The organism is Streptomyces canarius (assembly GCF_014650735.1).
GTDB lineage: Bacteria > Actinomycetota > Actinomycetes > Streptomycetales > Streptomycetaceae > Streptomyces > Streptomyces olivaceoviridis.
Genome location: NZ_BMVN01000008.1, coordinates 190,618 through 210,223 on the forward strand (window position 1 = coordinate 190,618; position 19,606 = coordinate 210,223).

A 19,606-nucleotide genomic window follows, 5' to 3' on the forward strand; every position below is an offset into this window, starting at 1 on the left:
CTGATCCAGTGGACCCTCCCGCTGATGACAACGCCAGCCGGCGGCCACGAGTTCCCCGGTGCGTACGGCGGTGCGCGACGGCCGTCCGGGTGACGTGCGGGTTCGGCCACGCGCGCGTGCCGGCACGAGTGCCCCACACGCGCGTGGCGACTCCTCAGAACAGTCCGCCGGCCGCGAAGCGGAGGACCAGCTGGGGTGCTCCCGAGAGGGCGACGGCGACGGCTCCGGTGAGGGCGAGGGTGGCGGTGACGGGCGCCGGGACGCGGTGCCGGGCGGGCTCGCCCTCGGGGGCGCGGAACAGCAGGGCCGTCCACTGAAGGTAGTAGAAGAGGGCGATCACGACGTTGACGGCCATCACGACGGCAAGCCAGCCGAGGCCCGCGTCGACGGCCGCCGAGAACACGGTGACCTTGGCGAACAGGCCGATGATGCCCGGCGGCAGCCCGGCCAGGCACAGCAGGAAGAAGGCCAGCAGGAGCGCGCCGATCGGATGGGTGGCGTACAGGCCCCGGTAGTCGCTGATCCGGTTCAGGGCGCGACTGCGGCCCACCAGGGCGGCCACCGCGAAGGCGCCGAGGTTCACGGCGGCGTACATCAGGGCGTACGCGACCGTGGAGCCGATCGCCTTCTGGGCGTCCTTGGTGTACCCGGCGGCGGCGATCGGCACCAGCAGGTAGCCGGCCTGGCCGACGGAGGACCAGGCGAGCAGCCGTACGGCGCTGTACGCGCGCGTGGCCTGCTGGCGCAGGGCGGCGACGTTGCCGACGGTCATGGTGAGGGCGGCCAGGGCGGCGAGCGCGGGCCCCCAGACGTCGGCGTACGACGGAAACGCGACGACCGTGACGAGGATCAGCCCGGAGAACCCGACGGCCTTGCCGACGACGGACAGGTACGCGGCGACGGGCAGGGGCGCGCCCACGTAGGTGTCGGGCACCCAGAAGTGGAAGGGTACGGCGGCCGTCTTGAAGGCGAAGCCGACGAGGGTGAGGACGACGCCGGCCTGGGCGAGGGTGTGCAGCTGTCCGTCGACGTGCGGGAGGCGCTGGGCGACCTGGGTGAGGTAGAGGGTGCCGGTGGAGGCGTAGACGAAGCTGATGCCCATCAGGCTGACCGCGGTGGCGGTGACCGAGGAGAGGAAGAACTTCAGGGCGGCCTCGGAGGACCGCTTGTCGCCGTGCCGGATGCCGACGAGCGCGAAGGCCGGCAGGGAGGCGACCTCCAGGGCGACGATCAGGGTGGCCAGGTCCCGGGAGGCGGGCAGCAGGGCGGCACCGGCCGCCGAGGACAACAGCAGGAACCAGAACTCGCCCGCGGGGACGCGCCGCCGCTCGTCGTCCAGGTGGGTGACGGAGAGCAGGGCCGCCAGCAGGGCGCCGCCGAGGACCAGGAACTGGATGACGAGGGTGAAGTGGTCGGCGGTGTAGCTGCACGCGCGTGCGGGGCCGGTGAGGCAGAAGGTGCTGCGGTCGCCGTCCAGGAGGGGCAGGAGCAGCAGGGTCGCCGCGGCGAGGCCCGCGACCGAGATCCAGCCGAGCAGGGCCTTGCGGGGCTCCGGCAGGAACAGGTCGGCGACGAGGACGACGAGCGCCACGACGGCCGCGAGGGTGGGCGGGGCGATCGCGAGCCAGTCGACGGACTGGACCAGCGACTCGGCAAGCGGCTGGGCGCTCATCGGGTGCCTCCTGCGAGGAGCTGCTGCACGGCCGGGTCGGTCAGGCCGAGCAGGGCCTTCGGCCACAGTCCGGCGAGGACGGTGAGGGCGACGAGCGGGGTCCAGGCGGCGAACTCGTACCCGTGCACGTCGGCGAGCTTCGGCACCTCCCGCTCCGCGTCGCCCATGCAGACGCGACGGACCACGATCAGCATGTACGCGGCGGTGAGCAGGGTGCCGAACGCGCCGATCGCCATGAAGGTGAGGAAGGCGGGGCGGCTGAGGTCGGCGGCGGGCCGGAACGCCCCGAACAGGGCCAGCATCTCGCCCCAGAACCCGGCGAGTCCGGGCAGGCCGAGGGAGGCGACGGCGCCGAAGGCGAGCAGGCCGCCGAGGCGCGGGGCTCTGCCGTACAGGGCGGCGCCGGTCTGGAATCGATCCGGCGCGACGGAGCCGCTCGGTGAGGGGTGGTGGTCGGGCGACGGGAGGGCCAGGGTGTCGAGGTCGGTGGTGCCGGTGCGGTCCTTCAGGGCGCCGACCAGGAAGAACAGCAGGCCGGTGATGAGGCCGTGGGCGATGTTGGCGAACAGGGCGCCGTTCACGCCGGTCGGGGTCATGGTGGCGACGCCGAGCAGGACGAAGCCCATGTGGCCGACGGAGGAGTACGCAATGAGGCGCTTGAGGTCGCCCTTCGCGCCCCGCTTGGCGAGGGCCAGGCAGGCCAGGGACCCGTAGATGATCCCGACGACGGCGAACGCGGCGAGGTACGGCGCGAACGTGTGGAAACCGTCCGGCGCCACCGGCAGCAGGATACGGACGAAACCGTACGTACCCATCTTGAGCAGGACACCGGCCAGCAGGACCGAGCCGACGGTCGGCGCGGCGGTGTGGGCGTCGGGCAGCCAGCTGTGCAGCGGCCACATCGGCGCCTTCACCGCGAGCCCGATCCCGATCGCCAGAACGGCGATGACCTGCACGGATGCGGTCAGCGACCGGCCGTTGTCAGTGGCGAGTGCCACCATGTCGAATGTGCCCGCCTTGATTCCGATCAGGAGCAGGCCGAGCAGCATGACCACGGAACCGAGCAGCGTGAACAGGATGAACTTCCACGCGGCCCGGGTCCGGCCCTCGCCGCCCCAGCGGGCGATGAGGAAGTACATCGGGATGAGCACCATCTCGAACGCGAGGAAGAACAGCAGCAGGTCGAGGACGGCGAAGGTCGCGAGGGTGCCGGCCTCCAGCAGGAGCAGCAGGGCGACGAACGCCTTCGGGGACGGGCCCGACGGCGGCTTGAAGCAGGAGTAGAGCGCGCAGAGGAAGGTCAGCAGCGCGGTCAGGACCAGAAGGGGGAGGGAGATGCCGTCGATGCCGAGGTGGATCCGCACGTCGAGTGCGGGGATCCAGCTGATGTCGGTCGTGGCCTGCATCTTCGACGGGTGGTCGTGGTCGAAGCCGAGCGCGAGGACGATCGCGGCGATGAGGACCGCGCCGGTCACGGTCACGCCGTGCCGGAGCACGGCCTGCTCGGGCGATTTCCCCTTCAGTCCGGGCGGGGCCGGGAGGAGAGCGGCGACGGCGCCGAGGAGCGGGCCGACGACGACGAATGCCAGAAGGAACTGCATCACGGACTCGTTGATATCGATCACGCCTGCTCACACTCCCGTGGCGACGAGGAGGACGGCGACCGCCAGGACGACGGTGCCGGCGAGCAGCGCGCTCACATAGGTCTGCACATTTCCGGTCTGCGCCCGCCGCACGGCGGCCCCGAGCAGCCGGGGCAGGGCGGCGGCGCCGTGGACGTAGGTGTCGACGACCTCGCGGTCGAGGAACCGGACGAGACTCGCCCCGGCCTGGACCGGGCGGACGAACAGCGCCGTGTACACGGCGTCCAGGTGGAAGCCCTCGGCCGCGTGCCGGTGCAGCGGGCCGAGCAGCAGCCGTGACGGGTCCGCCGGGTCGGGGGCGTAGGCGATGTCGCCGTAGGCCGGCTCGTGGGTGGCGATGGCCTCGGCCTCGACCAGTCCGGCGTCCTCCTCGGGGTGGGCGGCGACCGCGCCCAGCGGGGTGCCCGCGGCGAGCCGGGCGGTGCGCTGCCAGCAGCCGTACGTGAGCAGCCCGCCGACCAGGGCGAGGCCCGTGCCCAGGACCGAGGTGAGCGGGGTGGGGGTCAGGTCGCGGCCGTCGAACCAGCCGGGCAGCGCGCGGTAGGCGAGCCCGCCGAGAGCGAGGGAGGGGATCGCCAGGACCCAGAGCACCACGGTCATCGTCAGCGGCTGGCGGCCGTGGTCGGGGGCCTCGGGGCCGTGGCCGCGGAAGGCCAGCAGCCACAGCCGGGTGGCGTACGCGGCCGTCAGCACGGCGGTGAGCAGGCCGGCGACGAGGACGATCCAGCCGGCGACGGCGGGGGCGTGCCCGGTGTGGCCGGAAGTCACGTGCTCGGCGGCGCCGAGGACGGACTCCTTGGAGAAGAAGCCGCTGAAGGGCGGGATCGCGGCCAGGGCGAGCAGCGCCACGGTCATCGTCCAGTAGGCGTCCGGGATGCGGTCGCGCAGGCCGTGCATGCGGGACATGGCGGCCAGCGAGTTGGTGCCGGCGGCGTGGATGATCACGCCGGCCGCGAGGAACAGCAGCGCCTTGAAGGCGCCGTGCGTAAGGAGGTGGAAGACGGCCGCACCGCGGTCGCCGACGGCGAGGGCGCCGGTCATGTAGCCGAGCTGGCCGATCGTCGAGTAGGCGAGGACGCGCTTGATGTCGTCCTGGGCGAGCGCGGCGAGACCGGAGCCGGCCATGGTGACGGCGGCCATGACGGCGAGCACCACCATCGCGGCCTGGGAGGCCTCGAAGAGCGGGAGGAGACGGGCGGTGAAGTAGACACCGGCGGCGACCATCGTCGCGGCGTGGATCAGCGCCGAGACGGGCGTCGGGCCCGCCATCGCGTCCGGGAGCCAGGTGTGCAGCGGGAACTGCGCCGACTTGCCCGCGACGCCCGCGAGGAGCAGCAGCGCGATCACCGTCGGGTGGTCGATGCCGCCGCTGGCGACGGCGCCGAGGACGCGGGTGATGCGGAAGGACCCCGCTTCGGTGGCCAGCGCGAACAGACCGATGAGGAACGGCACGTCGCCGAGCTTGGTGACCAGGAAGGCCTTCAGGGAGGCGGCGCGGGCCTCGGGGGTCTCCCAGTAGTGGCCGACCAGGAAGTAGGAGCAGATGCCCATGACTTCCCAGCCGACCAGCAGCACGATCAGGTCGCCGGAGTAGACGACCAGCAGCATCGCGGAGGTGAACAGGGACACGAGAGCGGCGTACGAGGGGTAGCGCGGGTCGTCCCGCAGGTAGCCGGTGGAGTAGATCTGCACGCAGGCCGCGACGAACGCGACCAGGACGGCGACGAGCGCGGCGAAGCCGTCGATGTGCAGGGCCAGCTCGATCGGCACCGATCCGGTGGGCGTCAGTTCGGTGTGGGCGTCGACGGCCGCGTCGCCGCCCTGCCGTGCGGCGACCAGCGCGGCCAGCACCAGGGAGGCCAGCGGCGGCAGCACGGCGAGCGGGCGGACGAACCCGGGGGTGGTGCGGCCGAGGAGCAGGCCGGCCGCGGCGCCCAGGAACGGCAGGAGGGGGACGAGGACGGCGAGGGTGGTCGTGGTCACGCGGTGGCCTCAGTCTTCTCGGCCGCGGAGGTGCCGGGGCCTTCGGTCTCGGGGCCCTCGGCGGTGTCGCGGAGCTTGTCGATGTCGGAGGTGCCGCGGTTGCGGTAGACGGCGAGCACGATCGCCAGGCCGATGCCGATCTCGGCGGCGGCGATGGCGATGGTGAACAGGGTCAGCGCCTGGCCGGAGTGCAGGGTGTCCCGCGCGGCGCGGCTGAGCCAGACGTCGAAGGCGACCAGGTTGAGGTTGACGGCGTTGAGCATCAGCTCGACCGACATCAGGACCAGGATCGCGTTGCGGCGGGCGAGGACGCCGTACAGGCCGGTGCAGAACAGGAGGGCGGAGAGTACGGCGGGGTAGGCGAGGTGCATCAGCGGACGCCTTCCTTACCGGGGACCGCGGGGCCGGCGTCGGCCTTGGCCTTGCGGGACAGGACGATCGCGCCGACCAGCGCGGCGAGGAGCAGCACGGACAGGGCCTCGAAGGGCAGTACCCAGTGCCGGAACAGGCTCGCGCCGGTGACCTCGGTGGTGCCGGCGGCGGGGCCGCCCAGGTCGATCCAGGTGGTCCGGAAGGCGTCGACGACCACCCAGACCAGGGCGACGGCGGCGGCGACCGCGACCGTGAGGGCGGCCCAGCGGTTGCCGGAGTCGGCGTCCGGGGAGCGGCCGATGGGGGCCCGGGTGAGCATCAGACCGAACAGGAGGAGGACGACGACCGATCCGACGTAGATCAGGACCTGTACCCAGGCGATGAACTCGGCCGTGAGCAGCAGGTACTCCACGGCGAGGCCACCGAGCGCGACCACCAGCCACAGCGCGGCGTGCACCAGCTGCCGGGTGGTGACCGTGACCAGCGCGGCGCCGAGGGTGACCAGGCCGACGAGCACGAACGCGATCTCGACGCCGGTCGGGGACAGGAAGCCCGGAGTTCCGGAAGCGGTCACCGTGGCCGCGGCGAGGGTCACGACTCCCCTTCCCGCTGCTCGGCCGGCCCGGCCTGGGCGGCGGCCAGCTTCTCGGCGGTCTTGCGGGCAGCGGTGATCTCCTTGGGCTCCTCCGCGCCGGGGTCCAGGGCGGGCGGGGCCGGCACGGTCCACATCCACTCGCGGAGCTTGTCCCGCTCGTGGGTGAGCTCGCGGATGTCGGTCTCGGCGTACTCGAACTCCGGGGACCAGAACAGGGCGTCGAAAGGACAGACCTCGATGCAGATACCGCAGTACATGCACAGGGAGAAGTCGATCGCGAACCGGTCGAGGACGTTGCGGCTGCGCTCACGCCCGCCGGGGGCGGCGGGCGGGACCGTCTCCTTGTGCGAGTCGATGTAGATGCACCAGTCCGGGCACTCCCGGGCGCACAGCATGCAGACCGTGCAGTTCTCCTCGAACAGGCCGATCACGCCACGGGTGCGGGGCGGGAGTTCGGGCAGGACGTCCGGGTACTGCTCGGTGACGTGTTTCCTCGTCATCGTGCGGAGGGTGACGGCCAGGCCCTTGGCGAGGCCGCTGCCGGGGATGGGGGCCATGGTTAGCTGATCACCACCTTGACGATGCCGGTGAGGGCGATCTGGGCGAGGGAGAGGGGGACGAGGAGGGTCCAGGACAGCTTCTGGAGCTGGTCCTCGCGCAGCCGCGGGTAGGTGACGCGGAGCCAGATGACGAGGAAGGCGAGGATCGCGGTCTTCAGCAGGGTCCACAGCCAGCCCAGGCCGTCGTGGTCCCAGGGCCCGTGCCAGCCGCCGAGGAAGAGGACGGTGGTCAGGCCGCACAGGACGACGATCCCGGCGTACTCGGCGAGGAGGAAGAGCGCGAACCGCAGTCCGGTGTACTCGGTGTACGCGCCGAAGATGATCTCCGAGTCGGCGACCGGCATGTCGAACGGCGGGCGTTGCAGCTCGGCGAGTCCGGCGACGAAGAAGACGATCGCGCCGACGATCTGCCACGGCAGCCACCACCAGTGGAAGGCGTGCACGATGCCGGGCAGCGAGACGGTGCCCGCCGCCATCGCGACCGAGGCCGCCGCCAGCAGCATCGGGAGTTCGTAGGCGAGCAGTTGGGCGGCCGTGCGCAGGCCGCCGAGCAGGGAGAACTTGTTGGCGCTGGCCCAGCCGGCCATCAGCGAGCCGAGGACGCCGACGCCCATCACCGCGAGCACGAAGAACACGCCGGCGTCCAGGACCTGGCCGACGGCGCCCTCGCTCGGGCCGATGGGGATGGCGAGGAGGACGAGGAGGTACGGCAGCAGGGCCACGGCGGGGGCGAGCTGGAAGACGCGGCGGTCGGCGCCCGCCGGGACCACGTCCTCCTTCTGCGCGAACTTCACGCCGTCCGCGATGAGCTGGGCCCAGCCGTGGAAGCCGCCCGCGTACATCGGTCCGAGCCGGCCCTGCATGTGGGCCATCACCTTGTGCTCGGTCTGGCCCACGATCAGCGGGAAGGTGAGGAAGACGACGAAGACGACCACGAGTCGCAGGGCGACGTCCAACGCGCCGTTCACCGCGGGCCTCCTGCGGAGTCGTCGGGGGTGGTCGGGTCGGGGGTGGTGGCCGGGTCGCTCCCGGGGGCGTCGGGGCGCGGCTCGGGGGCGCGTGCCTGCTCCGGCTGCGGCTGCGGCTGGTGCTGGGGTGTCTGCGGGGGCGCGGGCGCGCGGTCGGGCTCGGGCTCGGCCTCCGGTGCCGGCTCCTCGCCCGATGCCGACGCCGACGTGGGCTGCGGCTGCGGCTGCGGCTGCGGCTGCGGCTGCGGCTGCGCGGACTGCTCCGGCTCCGCAGGCGGCTCCAGCTCCGGCCCTGGCCCTGGTTCCGGCTCGGCGAACGCCGGGCGGGCGTGGTGCCACGGGGCGTCGGAGCTGCGGGGAGCGGTGCTGCGGCGGGTGGGACGGGTCGCGTCGGCCGTTCCCGCCGACTCCGCCGGTTCCGTCGGCTCCGCCCGTTCCGTTCGCTGTGCCGGGCCTGCCTGTTCCGCAGGTTCCGTCGGTCCGGTCCCCTCCGTCGAGGCCGGTTCCGCCGCCGCCTGGGTCCGCTGCGAGGCCGAGCCCTCCGAGGCGCTGCGGGCACGGCGCGGCCGGGCGGGTGCGGGCGTCGGGCCGGGCTCGTGCGCCACCGAGGCCTCCGCAGCCGGCCCGTCCGCGGGTCCCTGCGCCGCCGCCCGGGTGGCGTCGCCCTCGGTCGTGGCCTGCTTGCGGCTCGCCGCGTCCTCGCCCGGCACCGCCGCCTGGCTCACCGAGCCCTCGCTCGCACTCCTCATCCGACGCGGCCGACCGGCGGCACCAGCAGCACCAGCGGCACCAGCAGCACCAGCAGCACCAGCGGCACCGGCCTCCCCGGCCCCACCCGCGGCAGCGGTCTGGCTGGCCGAGCCCTCCGAGGCCGAGCGGGTGCGCCGCACCGGGCGCTCCCCCGCCGCGCGGCCCGCCGCCGCCCTGGCCGGGCGGGTCGGGGCGGGTGGGAGCTGGCCCTTCAGGGGGCCCCACTCGTTGGGGTCGGGGACGCCGGGGGGCAGCATCTGACGGCGTTTCGGGCCGCCGTGTTCGGACTCGCCGGGTTCCTTCGCGCCCGGCCACGCCTTGGCGACGCGGGCGGCGAGGACGAAGTCCTTGCGGAGGGGGTGGCCCTCGAAGGTCTCGGGGAGGAGGAGGTGCTCCAGCCCCGGGTGGCCCTCGAAGACGACGCCGAACATCTCGTGGGTCTCGCGCTCGTGCCAGGCGGCACCGGCGTAGACGCCGACGGCGGAGGGGAGGGCCGGGGCGTCGTGCGGCACGGTCGTGCGGACGAGGAGCCGGCGGACCGGGTGCAGGGCGACGACGTGCGCGCAGACCCGGAAGCCGGTGCCCGGCTCGTCGACCGCGCTCAGCCAGTCGAAGTAGGTGCAGGACAGGGTCGTACGGGCCGTCTCCAGGGCGGTGAGCCAGGCGGACGGCGGTACGTCCACGGTCAGGACGTCGTAGGACTCCTCGGCCGTGGCCCCCGTACCGAAGAGTTCCTCGGCGGGGGCGGGCAGCCAGCCGGCGGCCGTGCTCATCGCGGGCCCCCTTCACCGGCCGGCGCCGGGGGCGGCACCAGGCCGCTCTGGAGGGCGGCGGCGGACGGCCGGGCGGGCCCGTTGTCGTACCGCTCGCCCAGCGACTCGCGGGCGATCTTCTCCTGGAGCTTGAGGATGCCCTGGAGCAGCGCCTCGGGACGCGGTGGGCAGCCGGGGACGTAGACGTCGACGGGGATGATCTGGTCGACGCCCTTCGTCACCGAGTACGAGTCCCAGTAGGGGCCGCCGCAGTTGGAGCAGGCGCCGAAGGAGATGACGTACTTGGGTTCCGGCATCTGCTCGTACAGGCGCTTGACCGCCGGGGCCATCTTGTCCGTCACCGTGCCCGAGACCACCATCAGGTCGGCCTGGCGGGGGCCCGGCGCGAACGGGATCACGCCGAGGCGGATGAAGTCGTGGCGGGCCATCGACGCGGCGATGAACTCGATCGCGCAGCAGGCGAGGCCGAAGTTGAAGACCCAGAGCGAGTAGCGGCGGCCCCAGTTCAGGACGACCTTCATCGGCTCGGGAGCGAGGCGGGCGAGCGCGCCCAGCCTCTTCGGCTCCGGCAGGTACACCGACTCGGAGGTGGAGGGGTTCACGTCCATGCCAGGACGCCCTTCTTGTATGCGTACAGCAGGCCGACGGCGAGGAAGCCGAGGAAGAGGAACATCTCCACCAGGGTCGTCGCGCCGTAGCCGGGGGCGGCGAAGACCGTCGCCCAGGGGAACAGGAAGATCGAGTCGACCGCGAAGATCACGTACAGGAAGGCGTAGACGTAGTAGCGGACCTGGGTGTGGGCCCAGCCCTCGCCGACGGGGTCGACGCCGCACTCATAGGTCAGGAGTTTCTCCGGTGTCGGCACGACCGGGCGCAGCAGGCGGCCCGCGCCGAAGGCGACCGCGACGAAGAGCACGCCGATGAGGGCGAGCAGTCCGACCACCGAGTAGGACCGGAAGTAACCGGCCGCGACGACGTTCACCGCGGCGTACGACGAGTCCCCCAACGTCTCCCGCACCGTCCGTCCCTCGCTTCCTGACCTCGTCGACCTCGTTGACCTGTACGCACGGGAGTCTAGGCCCTGATAAAGAACCGGTAAGCAGCCCGTCAGGCCGTGAGACAGCCGGTACCCGGGACGGGGTGGGGTTTTCCCCCGGCGGCGGAGGGCGGCGTACCGCATGGCGTGGACGGTGCCGCGCACGGCAGGCTGATCAGCATGACCGCTCCCAGCCCCGCCGCCGACCGGACCGGCGGCACCGACGAACGTGACGGCCGCGCCGGAAACGACGGACCCGACGGACACGACGGCCTGCACCGGCTGCCGCCGCCCCGGCCGGCCTATGAGGCGCACACCTGGAAGGAGATCGCGTATCTCCTGCTGAACCTGCCGGTGGCGCTGTTCGGATTCACGTACGCGGTCACCGTGCTGGTGGCCGGCGGCACCCTCACCCTCACCGTGATCGGTCTCCCGCTGCTCGCGCTGTCCCTGCTGGGCGCCCGGCAACTGGGCAAGCTGGAACGGGCCCGGGCCCGGAAGCTGCTCGGGGTGCGGGTGGAGGAGCCGTCGCCGCTGCCGCTCGCCAAGGGCGGAGGCCCGGTGCAGCGGCTGTGGATGGCGCTGAAGGACCCGGTGGGCTGGCGCACGCTGCTGTACGACGCCATCCGGCTGCCCTGGGGCATCCTCACCTTCTGCACGGTGCTGATCTCGCTGTTCGTGCTGTGGCCGGTGCTCCCGTACCTGGCACGGGGCATGACGAACCTGGACCGGGCGATGGTGCGGGGCCTGCTGTCGCCCTCGGACGAGCTGGAGCGCCGGATCGCCGAGCTGGAGTCCGACCGCGGGATCGTGGTGGACACGGCGGCGGCGGATCTGCGCCGGATCGAGCGGGACCTGCACGACGGGGCCCAGGCGCGGCTGGTCAACCTGGCCATGGGACTGGGCCTCGCCAAGGAGAAGCTGCTGGAGGACCCCGACACGGCGGCGGCGATGGTGGCGGAGGCGCACGGCGAGGTGAAGCTGGCCCTCCAGGAGCTGCGCGACCTGGCCCGGGGCATCCACCCGGCCGTGCTCACCGACCGCGGCCTGGACGCGGCCCTGTCGGCGGTCGCCTCCCGCTGCACGGTGCCGGTGCGGGTCGAGGTCGACCTGCCGGCCCGGCCCGCGCCCGCCATCGAGGGCATCGCCTACTTCACCGTCTCCGAGCTGCTCCAGAACATCAGCAAGCACAGCGGCGCCCGGTCCGCCTCCGTCGACGTGTGGCGCTCGGAGGACCGGCTGATGCTCCAGGTCCGGGACGACGGCCGGGGCGGCGCCCGGCTGGACGGGGGCAGCGGGATGCGGGGCCTGGCGGACCGGCTGGGCGCGGTGGACGGCCTGTTCGTGGTCGACTCGCCGGCGGGCGGCCCGACGGTGATCACGGCGGAGCTGCCCTGGCGGGACCGGCAGGAGTAGCCCGGCCCGCACATGCACGGGAGCGGCCGGCCCGCACACGGCACGGAAGTGGTCCCGCCCGCACATGGCACAGGAGGGGCCCCGCCCGCACATGGCACAGGAGCAGCCCCGTCCGCACATGGCCGGCCATCACGGCGCCACGTGCGCGTGAGACACGGAAACGCCTCACGCGCGCGTGGCGTCGTTTCCGCGCCGCGCGTCGGCAGCGCCTTCCACGGCACTGCGACCGGCCACGGCACTGCTCCGACCACTGCACTACGGCTGGACGGAGCGCGGGGGTGGGGAAAACCCCCCGCTCAAGACGCCGACGGACTCCATACCCCGGCAGCGTCCGGCGGACGAACCTGGAGGTACGGCTGGAACCGCCGCCGGAACGAGGAGAACGGGACGACACCGATGGTCACGGACTACGGACAGGGGTACGCCACCCGCAGCGAGCCGCGGCACCGGCTGCCCGCCGGGCTGCGGGCGCCCTTCGAGGCGCGCAGCCGGCGCGAGTTCGGCTACGTGCTGCTGAGCCTGCCGCTGGCGACCGTCCTGTTCAGCTGGACGGTGACGATGGTCGCGCTCGGCGCGGGCCTGCTGGTGACCTTCCTCGGCATCCCGGTGTTGGCGGCGGCGCTCGCCGGCTGCCGGGGCTTCGGCGTGCTGGAGCGGGCGCGGGCGCGCGGCCTGCTCGGCCTTGAGGTGGCCGACCCGGAGCCGCTGCGGATGCGCAAGCCGGGCGCGGCGGCCTGGATGGGCGCGATGCTCAAGAGCGGCGCCTCCTGGCGGCACGTGCTGTACGCGCTGGTGCAGTTCCCGTGGGCGGTGTTCTCGTTCTCGGTGGCGGTGACCTTCTGGTCCTGCGGCTGGGGGCTGCTGAGCTATCCGCTGTGGTTCTGGGTGTTCCCGGCGTACGCCGGCGAGGGCGGGATCCAGCTCTACGGCGACGCCCACCACAGCGTCTATCTCGACAACCCCTTCGAGATCACCGTCACGGCGCTGGTCGGGTTGGTGTTCACCCTGGCCACGCCCTGGCTCGTACGGGCCCTGACGACCGTGGACGGGCTGCTCGTGCGCGGGCTGCTCGGGCCGTCGCCGCTGTCGGCGCGGGTGGTGGAGCTGGAATCGGACCGGGGGGTCGTGGTCGACACGGCCGCCGCCGATCTGCGCCGCATCGAGCGGGACCTGCACGACGGGGCGCAGGCCCGGCTGGTGAACCTGGCGATGGATCTGGGGCTGGCGAAGGAGAAGCTGCGGGAGGACCCGCGGACGGCGGCGCGGATGGTGGAGGAGGCGCACGGCGAGGTGAAGACGGCCCTCCAGGAACTGCGCGACCTGGCCCGGGGCATCCACCCGGCCGTGCTCACCGACCGCGGCCTGGACGCGGCCCTGTCGGCGGTCGCCTCCCGCTGCACGGTGCCGGTGCGGGTCGAGGTCGACCTGCCGGCCCGGCCCGCGCCCGCCATCGAGGGCATCGCCTACTTCACCGTCTCCGAGCTGCTCCAGAACATCAGCAAGCACAGCGGCGCCCGGTCCGCCTCCGTCGACGTGTGGCGCTCGGAGGACCGGCTGATGCTCCAGGTGACCGACGACGGCGTGGGCGGCGCCGACGCCTCGCGGGGCTCCGGGCTGGCCGGTCTCGCCGCCCGCCTGGACGCGGTGGACGGCATCCTCATGGTGGACTCCCCGGCGGGCGGCCCCACCCGGGTCATCGCGGAACTCCCCTGGCGCGGCTGAACGCACGCCCGCCGCAGAGCCGGAGCGACGGAGCGGCGAAACGCCTGAGCGACGGAGCGGCGGTACGCCTGAGCACCTGCGCGGCGAAGCGCCGGTACGCCCGCGCGGCGGAAGCGGCGGCACACCTGGGCGCCTCGGCGGCGGCACGCCTGAGCGGCGCGACAGCGGCACACCTGAGCACCTGAGTGGCAGAGCGGCGGGACGCCTGAACGTCAGAGCGGCCGGACGCCCGCGCCACGGAACGGCGGAACGGCCGACGCCCGCGCGCCCACGCCCCCGCGCCACGGAACCGCGGGGCGGCCGGGCGCCGGCACGGCGGCACGGCGGCACGGCGGCACGGCGGCACGGCGGCACACCCAAGCACCGGAACGGCGGAACGGCCGACCCCCGCGCGCCCGAGTGACAGGGCGCATGCGGATCCGCCCGAGCCCCGAAGGCGCGCCCGGGCCGCGCCCCCGGTATTCCCCCGAGATTCCCCCGGGTCGGCGGCGTTCCGGGGGGATTGCTGGAATGCTGGACCCCTGGAGGACGCCCCGGGCGGACGGCGTCGCGGGGGATCGGGCTGTGGGGGGCCGGAAGAATCGTGGAGGACAGGGTGCGGGTGGTCATCGCCGAGGATTCAGTGCTGCTGCGGGAGGGCCTGACCCGGCTGCTGACCGACCGCGGGCACGAGGTCGTGGCGGGCGTCGGTGACGCGGACGCGCTGGTGAAGACCATCTCCGAGCTGGACGAGCGGGGCGAGCTGCCCGATGTGGTCGTGGCGGACGTACGGATGCCGCCGACGCACACCGACGAGGGCGTCCGGGCGGCCGTACTGCTGCGCCGGCTGCACCCCGGGCTCGGGGTGCTGGTGCTGTCGCAGTACGTCGAGGAGCGCTACGCCACCGAACTGCTGGCCGGTTCCAGCCGGGGCGTCGGCTATCTGCTCAAGGACCGGGTGGCGGACGTCCGGGAGTTCGTGGACGCGGTGGTGCGGGTCGCCGAGGGCGGTACGGCGCTGGACCCGGAGGTGGTCGCGCAGTTGCTCGGCCGCAGCCGCAAGCAGGACGTGCTGGCGGGGCTGACGCCGCGGGAGCGCGAGGTGCTGGGGCTGATGGCGGAGGGGCGGACGAACTCGGCGGTCGCCCGGCAGCTGGTGGTCAGCGATGGCGCCGTGGAGAAGCACGTCAGCAACATCTTCCTGAAGCTCGGCCTGGCCCCGAGCGAGGGGGATCACCGGCGGGTTCTGGCCGTTCTCACCTACCTGAACTCCTAGTCGGCCGGTCCGGTGTCAGCCTCCCGTCAGCGCCCCGTCAGCCTCTCCCGCTTCGGTGGAGGCGGGTACCGGGAGGAAGGCCCGGAGCGACCCGTAGGGGGCGACCGGGGGCCCGGTCGGGAGCCGGAGGAGAGAACCTGTACACGCGCGGGGAGCGCCTTGACCGGTGCTCAGGCGATGCGGGACATGATGTGCACACAGCGCGACAGGCCGTCTCGAAATGTCGTCCAATCCCTGGATGGCCTCGGGAAGGCGACCCTAACCGACGTAGGGTTGATCCTGGGATGGTCCGTGGGACGACCGGCCCCGGACAGCCGCCTCGAAGGAGGTCCAGTTCAGTGACCAGCCAGGTCAGCAGCCCAGCGGAGCAGACCGACGGAACCGTCGTGGGAGAGCAGCGCAAACCGGGCGGCGCGAAGGACGTGCGGCGCCTGGACCGGGTGATCATCCGGTTCGCGGGGGACTCGGGTGACGGCATGCAGCTCACCGGGGACCGTTTCACCTCGGAGACCGCTTCCTTCGGCAACGACCTCTCCACCCTCCCGAACTTCCCCGCCGAGATCCGCGCCCCCGCCGGCACCCTGCCGGGTGTCTCGTCCTTCCAGCTCCACTTCGCCGACCACGACATCCTGACCCCCGGAGACGCGCCGAACGTCCTGGTCGCCATGAACCCGGCCGCCCTGAAGGCCAACATCGGCGACCTCCCGCGCGGGGCCGAGATCATCGTCAACACCGACGAGTTCACCAAGCGGGCCCTCCAGAAGGTCGGGTACGCGAGCGACCCGCTCCAGGACGGTTCGCTCGACGGCTACAGCCTCCATCCGGTGCCGCTGACCACGCTCACCGTGGAAGCGCTGAAGGAGTTCGACCTCTCCCGCAAGGAGGCCGAGCGCAGCAAGAACATGTTCGCGCTGGGCCTGCTGAGCTGGATGTACCACCGGCCCACCGAGGGCACCGAGAAGTTCCTGAAGTCGAAGTTCGCGAAGAAGCCGGACATCGCCAGGGCCAACATCGCGGCGTTCCGCGCGGGCTGGAACTTCGGCGAGACGACCGAGGACTTCGCGGTCTCCTACGAGGTCGCGCCGGCCACCAAGGCCTTCCCGCTCGGCACCTACCGGAACATCTCCGGCAACCTCGCCCTGGCCTACGGCCTGATCACCGCGTCCCGCCAGGCGGATCTGCCGCTGTTCCTGGGGTCGTACCCGATCACGCCGGCCTCGGACATCCTGCACGAGCTGAGCAAGCACAAGAACTTCGGCGTGCGCACCTTCCAGGCCGAGGACGAGATCGCGGGCATCGGCGCGGCGCTGGGCGCGGCGTTCGGCGGCTCGCTGGCGGTGACCACGACGAGCGGCCCCGGTGTCGCCCTGAAGAGCGAGACGATCGGCCTCGCGGTCTCGCTGGAGCTGCCCCTGCTGGTGGTGGACATCCAGCGCGGTGGCCCGTCGACGGGCCTGCCGACCAAGACCGAACAGGCCGACCTGCTCCAGGCGATGTACGGCCGCAACGGCGAGGCGCCGGTGCCGGTGGTCGCGCCGCAGACCCCGGCCGACTGCTTCGACGCCGCCCTGGAGGCGGCCCGGATCGCGCTGACATACCGGACACCGGTGATGCTGCTGTCGGACGGCTACCTGGCCAACGGCTCCGAGCCGTGGCGCATCCCCGACCTGGAGGAGCTGCCCGACCTGCGGGTGCGGTTCGCCTCCGGCCCGAACCACACGCTGAAGGACGGCACCGAGGTCTTCTGGCCGTACAAGCGGGACCCGAAGACACTGGCCCGGCCGTGGGCGATCCCGGGCACCCCGGGCCTGGAGCACCGCATCGGCGGCATCGAGAAGCAGGACGGCACGGGCAACATCTCCTACGACCCGGCCAACCACGACTTCATGGTCCGCACCCGGCAGGCCAAGGTCGACGGCATCGACGTCCCCGACGTGGAGGTCGACGACCCGGACGGCGCGAGGACCCTGGTGCTCGGCTGGGGCTCGACCTACGGCCCGATCACGGCGGCGGTACGGCGGCTGCGCGCGGCCGGCGAGTCGATCGCCCAGGCCCATCTGCGCCACCTCAACCCCTTCCCGCGCAACCTCGGCACGGTCCTGAAGGGCTACGACAAGGTGGTCGTCCCCGAGATGAACCTCGGGCAGCTCGCCACCCTCATCCGGGCGAAGTACCTGGTCGACGCCCACTCCTACAACCAGGTCAACGGCATGCCGTTCAAGGCGGAACAGCTCGCCGCGGCGCTGAAGGAGGCCATCGATGACTGACGCCACCAACGGGCTGCTCCAGCTGGTCCCCAAGGCCGAGGCCAAGCAGTCGATGAAGGACTTCAAGTCGGACCAGGAGGTGCGCTGGTGCCCGGGCTGCGGTGACTACGCGATCCTCGCGGCCGTCCAGGGCTTCATGCCGGAACTGGGCCTCGCGCGGGAGAACATCGTCTTCGTCTCCGGCATCGGCTGCTCCTCCCGCTTCCCGTACTACATGAACACCTACGGGATGCACTCCATCCACGGCCGCGCCCCGGCCATCGCGACGGGTCTGGCCTCCTCCCGCCGGGACCTGAGCGTGTGGGTCGTCACCGGTGACGGCGACGCGCTGTCCATCGGCGGCAACCACCTGATCCACGCCCTGCGCCGCAACGTCAACCTGAAGATCCTGCTGTTCAACAACCGGATCTACGGCCTGACGAAGGGCCAGTACTCGCCGACCTCCGAGGTCGGCAAGGTCACCAAGTCGACGCCGATGGGCTCGCTGGACGCACCGTTCAACCCGGTGTCGCTGGCGATCGGCGCGGAGGCGTCCTTCGTGGCGCGCACGATCGACTCGGACCGCAAGCACCTGACCGAGGTGCTGCGCGCCGCCGCCGACCACCCGGGCACGGCGCTGATCGAGATCTACCAGAACTGCAACATCTTCAACGACGGCGCGTTCGACGCCCTGAAGGACAAGCAGCGGGCCGAGGAGGCGCTGATCCGGCTGGAGCACGGGCAGCCGATCCGCTTCGGCGCCGACGGCGCGAGAGGGGTCGTGCGCGACCGGCGGACCGGTGACCTGAAGGTGGTGACCGTGACCCCGGAGAACGAGGCGGAGGTCCTGGTGCACGACGCCCACACCCCGTCCCCGACCACGGCGTTCGCCCTGTCCCGGCTGGCCGACCCGGACACCCTGCACCACACCCCGATCGGGGTGTTCCGCTCCGTCGAACGGCCGGTCTACGACACGGCGATGGCCGAGCAGCTCGACACCGCGATCGAGCAGCAGGGCAAGGGCGACCTGGCCGCGCTGCTGGCGGGCGGGGACACCTGGACGGTCGTCGGCTGATCCGTCCGCCGGTTCAGGAGGCCCGGGACTGGTTCCCCCGGGCCTCTTCGTACGCGCCGCGGCTCGCGTCGTAGGCCTGGCGGCTCTCGTCGTATGCGCGGCGGTTCTCGTCGTAGGACCGGCGGGCCTCCTCCACCACGTCCATGCGGGCGTGCGTCCACTGGGCGAGGGCCCGGACCTGCTCGGCCGCTTCCCGGCCGAGTGCGGTGAGCGAGTAGTCGACGCGGGGCGGGATGACCGGCTTGGCGTCCCGGTGGACCAGGCCGTCGCGCTCCAGCGTCTGGAGCGTCTGGGTGAGCATCTTCTCGCTGACGCCCCGGCCGCCGAGGCCGCTGATCGCACGGCGCAGCTCGCTGAACCGGTACGGCCGCTCCAGCAGTTCGATGAGGACGAGGACACCCCAGCGGCTGGTGACGTGTTCCAGGACCAGGCGGTGCGGGCACATCGCCTCGGCGTCCACCGCGTTCTTGCTTACCGGCATACCAGTACCTTACTTCAAAGTGGGTACTTTCGTTGGGTTAGTGCAGCTCCTAGGGTGAGTGACATACCCACCGGAGAAGGAGTCACCCCTCATGAGCATCGTCGTCACCGGAGCCACCGGACACCTCGGCCGGCACGTCGTGGAACAGCTGCTGGAGAAGGTCCCGGCCGAGCGGATCACCGCCGTCGTGCGGGACGAGGCGAAGGCCGCCGGCCTCGCCGCCCGCGGGGTGAAGCTGGCCATCGCGGACTACAACGCGCCCGAGACCTTCGACGGCCTGTTCGCCGCCGGTGACAAGGTCCTGCTGATCTCCGGCAACGAGTTCGACAAGGGCCGGGTGGGGCAGCACACGGTCGTCATCGAGGCGGCCAGGGCGGCCGGCGTGGCGCTGCTCGCCTACACCAGTGCCCCGGGCACCCTGAAGGCCGCGCTGGCCGACGACCACCGGGCGACCGAGCATGTGCTCCTCGCCTCCGGCCTGCCCTACAGCCTGCTGCGCAACGGCTGGTACCACGAGAACTACACCGAGAACCTGGCACCGGTGCTGGAGCACGGCGCGGTCGTGGCCGCCGCCGGTGACGGCCGGGTCTCCTCCGCCGCCCGCGCCGACTACGCCGCCGCCGCGGTCGCGGTGCTGACCGGCGAGGGCCACGAGAACACGACGTACGAGCTGGGCGGCGACGAGGCGTGGAGCTTCGCCGAGTACGCGGCCGAGCTGAGCCGGCAGACCGGCAGGGAGATCGTCTACAACCCGGTCCCGGTGGAGGCCCTCACCGGCATCCTGACCGGCGCCGGGGTGCCCGCGCCGGTGGCCGGGATCCTGGCGGGCGTGGACGCGTCGATCGAGAAGGGTGAGCTGGTCGTCTCCTCCGGCGACCTGTCCCGGCTGACCGGCCGTCCGACGACGCCGCTCGCACAGGCCGTCACCGCCGCGCTCAAGGGCTGACCGGGGCGGGCCCCCCGGCTGTCATGACCGTATGGCGATACGAGCATGACAGCCGGGGACGCCCGGCGTTACCTTCGTCCTCGTGCGTCCACGCCGGACGCGCGGGCGAGAAG

The 19,606-nt window shown here is 72.5% G+C and carries 17 protein-coding genes; 6 read left to right on the plus strand and 11 right to left on the minus strand.

Going from position 1 to position 19,606, the window contains the following annotated elements; translation table 11 throughout:
• Positions 1 to 154: 154 nt before the first annotated feature.
• Genes IE294_RS14550 through IE294_RS14595 form a run of 10 tightly spaced genes read right to left on the minus strand, consistent with a single transcriptional unit; the run spans position 155 to position 10,334 of the window.
• The gene (locus tag IE294_RS14550) at positions 155 to 1,672 is read right to left on the minus strand and encodes an NADH-quinone oxidoreductase subunit N (protein ID WP_189885962.1); all 1,518 of its coding nucleotides are present in this window, start codon (positions 1,670 to 1,672) and stop codon (positions 155 to 157) included.
• A complete protein-coding gene (locus IE294_RS14555) occupies positions 1,669 to 3,297 on the minus strand; it encodes an NADH-quinone oxidoreductase subunit M (protein WP_189885965.1) in 1,629 nt (542 codons plus the stop codon). The genes IE294_RS14550 and IE294_RS14555 overlap by 4 nt, the downstream gene beginning before the upstream one ends.
• Before the next feature lie 6 nt (positions 3,298 to 3,303).
• Entirely contained in the window at positions 3,304 to 5,298 is a 1,995-nt protein-coding gene (locus IE294_RS14560; protein ID WP_189885967.1) for an NADH-quinone oxidoreductase subunit 5 family protein, read from the minus strand.
• Positions 5,295 to 5,669, minus strand: a complete 375-nt coding sequence (nuoK, locus tag IE294_RS14565) for an NADH-quinone oxidoreductase subunit NuoK (protein WP_189885969.1) — start codon at positions 5,667 to 5,669, stop codon at positions 5,295 to 5,297. The genes IE294_RS14560 and nuoK overlap by 4 nt, the downstream gene beginning before the upstream one ends.
• Positions 5,669 to 6,265: an NADH-quinone oxidoreductase subunit J family protein gene (locus tag IE294_RS14570; protein WP_189885971.1), complete on the minus strand. Its 597-nt coding sequence runs from the start codon at positions 6,263 to 6,265 to the stop codon at positions 5,669 to 5,671. The genes nuoK and IE294_RS14570 overlap by 1 nt, the downstream gene beginning before the upstream one ends.
• The gene (locus IE294_RS14575; RefSeq protein ID WP_189885974.1) at positions 6,262 to 6,822 is read right to left on the minus strand and encodes a NuoI/complex I 23 kDa subunit family protein; all 561 of its coding nucleotides are present in this window, start codon (positions 6,820 to 6,822) and stop codon (positions 6,262 to 6,264) included. The genes IE294_RS14570 and IE294_RS14575 overlap by 4 nt, the downstream gene beginning before the upstream one ends.
• Before the next feature lie 2 nt (positions 6,823 to 6,824).
• Positions 6,825 to 7,793 carry a complex I subunit 1/NuoH family protein gene (locus IE294_RS14580; RefSeq protein WP_189885976.1) on the minus strand — a complete coding sequence of 323 codons (969 nt, stop codon included), beginning with the start codon at positions 7,791 to 7,793 and terminating at the stop codon, positions 6,825 to 6,827.
• On the minus strand, positions 7,790 to 9,316 hold the full coding sequence (locus IE294_RS14585) for an NADH-quinone oxidoreductase subunit C (protein WP_189885978.1): 1,527 nt from the start codon (positions 9,314 to 9,316) through the stop codon (positions 7,790 to 7,792). Before IE294_RS14585 ends, IE294_RS14580 begins: the two co-directional genes overlap by 4 nt.
• Positions 9,313 to 9,924 (minus strand): NADH-quinone oxidoreductase subunit B, encoded by a 612-nt coding sequence (locus tag IE294_RS14590; RefSeq protein ID WP_189885980.1) that lies wholly within the window; start codon positions 9,922 to 9,924, stop codon positions 9,313 to 9,315. The genes IE294_RS14585 and IE294_RS14590 overlap by 4 nt, the downstream gene beginning before the upstream one ends.
• Positions 9,915 to 10,334: an NADH-quinone oxidoreductase subunit A gene (locus IE294_RS14595; RefSeq protein ID WP_189885982.1), complete on the minus strand. Its 420-nt coding sequence runs from the start codon at positions 10,332 to 10,334 to the stop codon at positions 9,915 to 9,917. Before IE294_RS14595 ends, IE294_RS14590 begins: the two co-directional genes overlap by 10 nt.
• 198 nt (positions 10,335 to 10,532) lie before the next feature.
• Here IE294_RS14595 and IE294_RS14600 point away from each other — a divergent pair, with 198 nt between their 5' ends.
• The 5 genes from IE294_RS14600 to IE294_RS14620 all read left to right on the plus strand — a co-directional run bounded on the left by IE294_RS14600 (position 10,533) and on the right by IE294_RS14620 (position 18,066).
• Positions 10,533 to 11,768 carry a sensor histidine kinase gene (locus tag IE294_RS14600; protein ID WP_229917159.1) on the plus strand — a complete coding sequence of 412 codons (1,236 nt, stop codon included), beginning with the start codon at positions 10,533 to 10,535 and terminating at the stop codon, positions 11,766 to 11,768.
• 396 nt (positions 11,769 to 12,164) lie between these two features.
• A complete protein-coding gene (locus tag IE294_RS14605) occupies positions 12,165 to 13,490 on the plus strand; it encodes a sensor histidine kinase (protein WP_189885984.1) in 1,326 nt (441 codons plus the stop codon).
• Positions 13,491 to 14,085: 595 nt separating this feature from the next.
• Positions 14,086 to 14,745: a response regulator transcription factor gene (locus IE294_RS14610; RefSeq protein ID WP_506005254.1), complete on the plus strand. Its 660-nt coding sequence runs from the start codon at positions 14,086 to 14,088 to the stop codon at positions 14,743 to 14,745.
• A 338-nt stretch (positions 14,746 to 15,083) separates the two neighbouring features.
• A complete protein-coding gene (locus IE294_RS14615) occupies positions 15,084 to 17,012 on the plus strand; it encodes a 2-oxoacid:acceptor oxidoreductase subunit alpha (protein WP_189885986.1) in 1,929 nt (642 codons plus the stop codon).
• Positions 17,005 to 18,066: a 2-oxoacid:ferredoxin oxidoreductase subunit beta gene (locus tag IE294_RS14620; protein WP_189885988.1), complete on the plus strand. Its 1,062-nt coding sequence runs from the start codon at positions 17,005 to 17,007 to the stop codon at positions 18,064 to 18,066. Before IE294_RS14615 ends, IE294_RS14620 begins: the two co-directional genes overlap by 8 nt.
• A 13-nt stretch (positions 18,067 to 18,079) precedes the next feature.
• On the opposite strand, the gene IE294_RS14625 is transcribed toward IE294_RS14620, so the two are convergent.
• A complete protein-coding gene (locus IE294_RS14625; protein ID WP_189885991.1) occupies positions 18,080 to 18,547 on the minus strand; it encodes a winged helix-turn-helix transcriptional regulator in 468 nt (155 codons plus the stop codon).
• Between the two features lie 91 nt (positions 18,548 to 18,638).
• On the opposite strand from IE294_RS14625, the gene IE294_RS14630 reads away from it, so the two are divergent.
• On the plus strand, positions 18,639 to 19,493 hold the full coding sequence (locus IE294_RS14630) for an SDR family oxidoreductase (RefSeq protein WP_189885993.1): 855 nt from the start codon (positions 18,639 to 18,641) through the stop codon (positions 19,491 to 19,493).
• Positions 19,494 to 19,606: the final 113 nt, after the last annotated feature.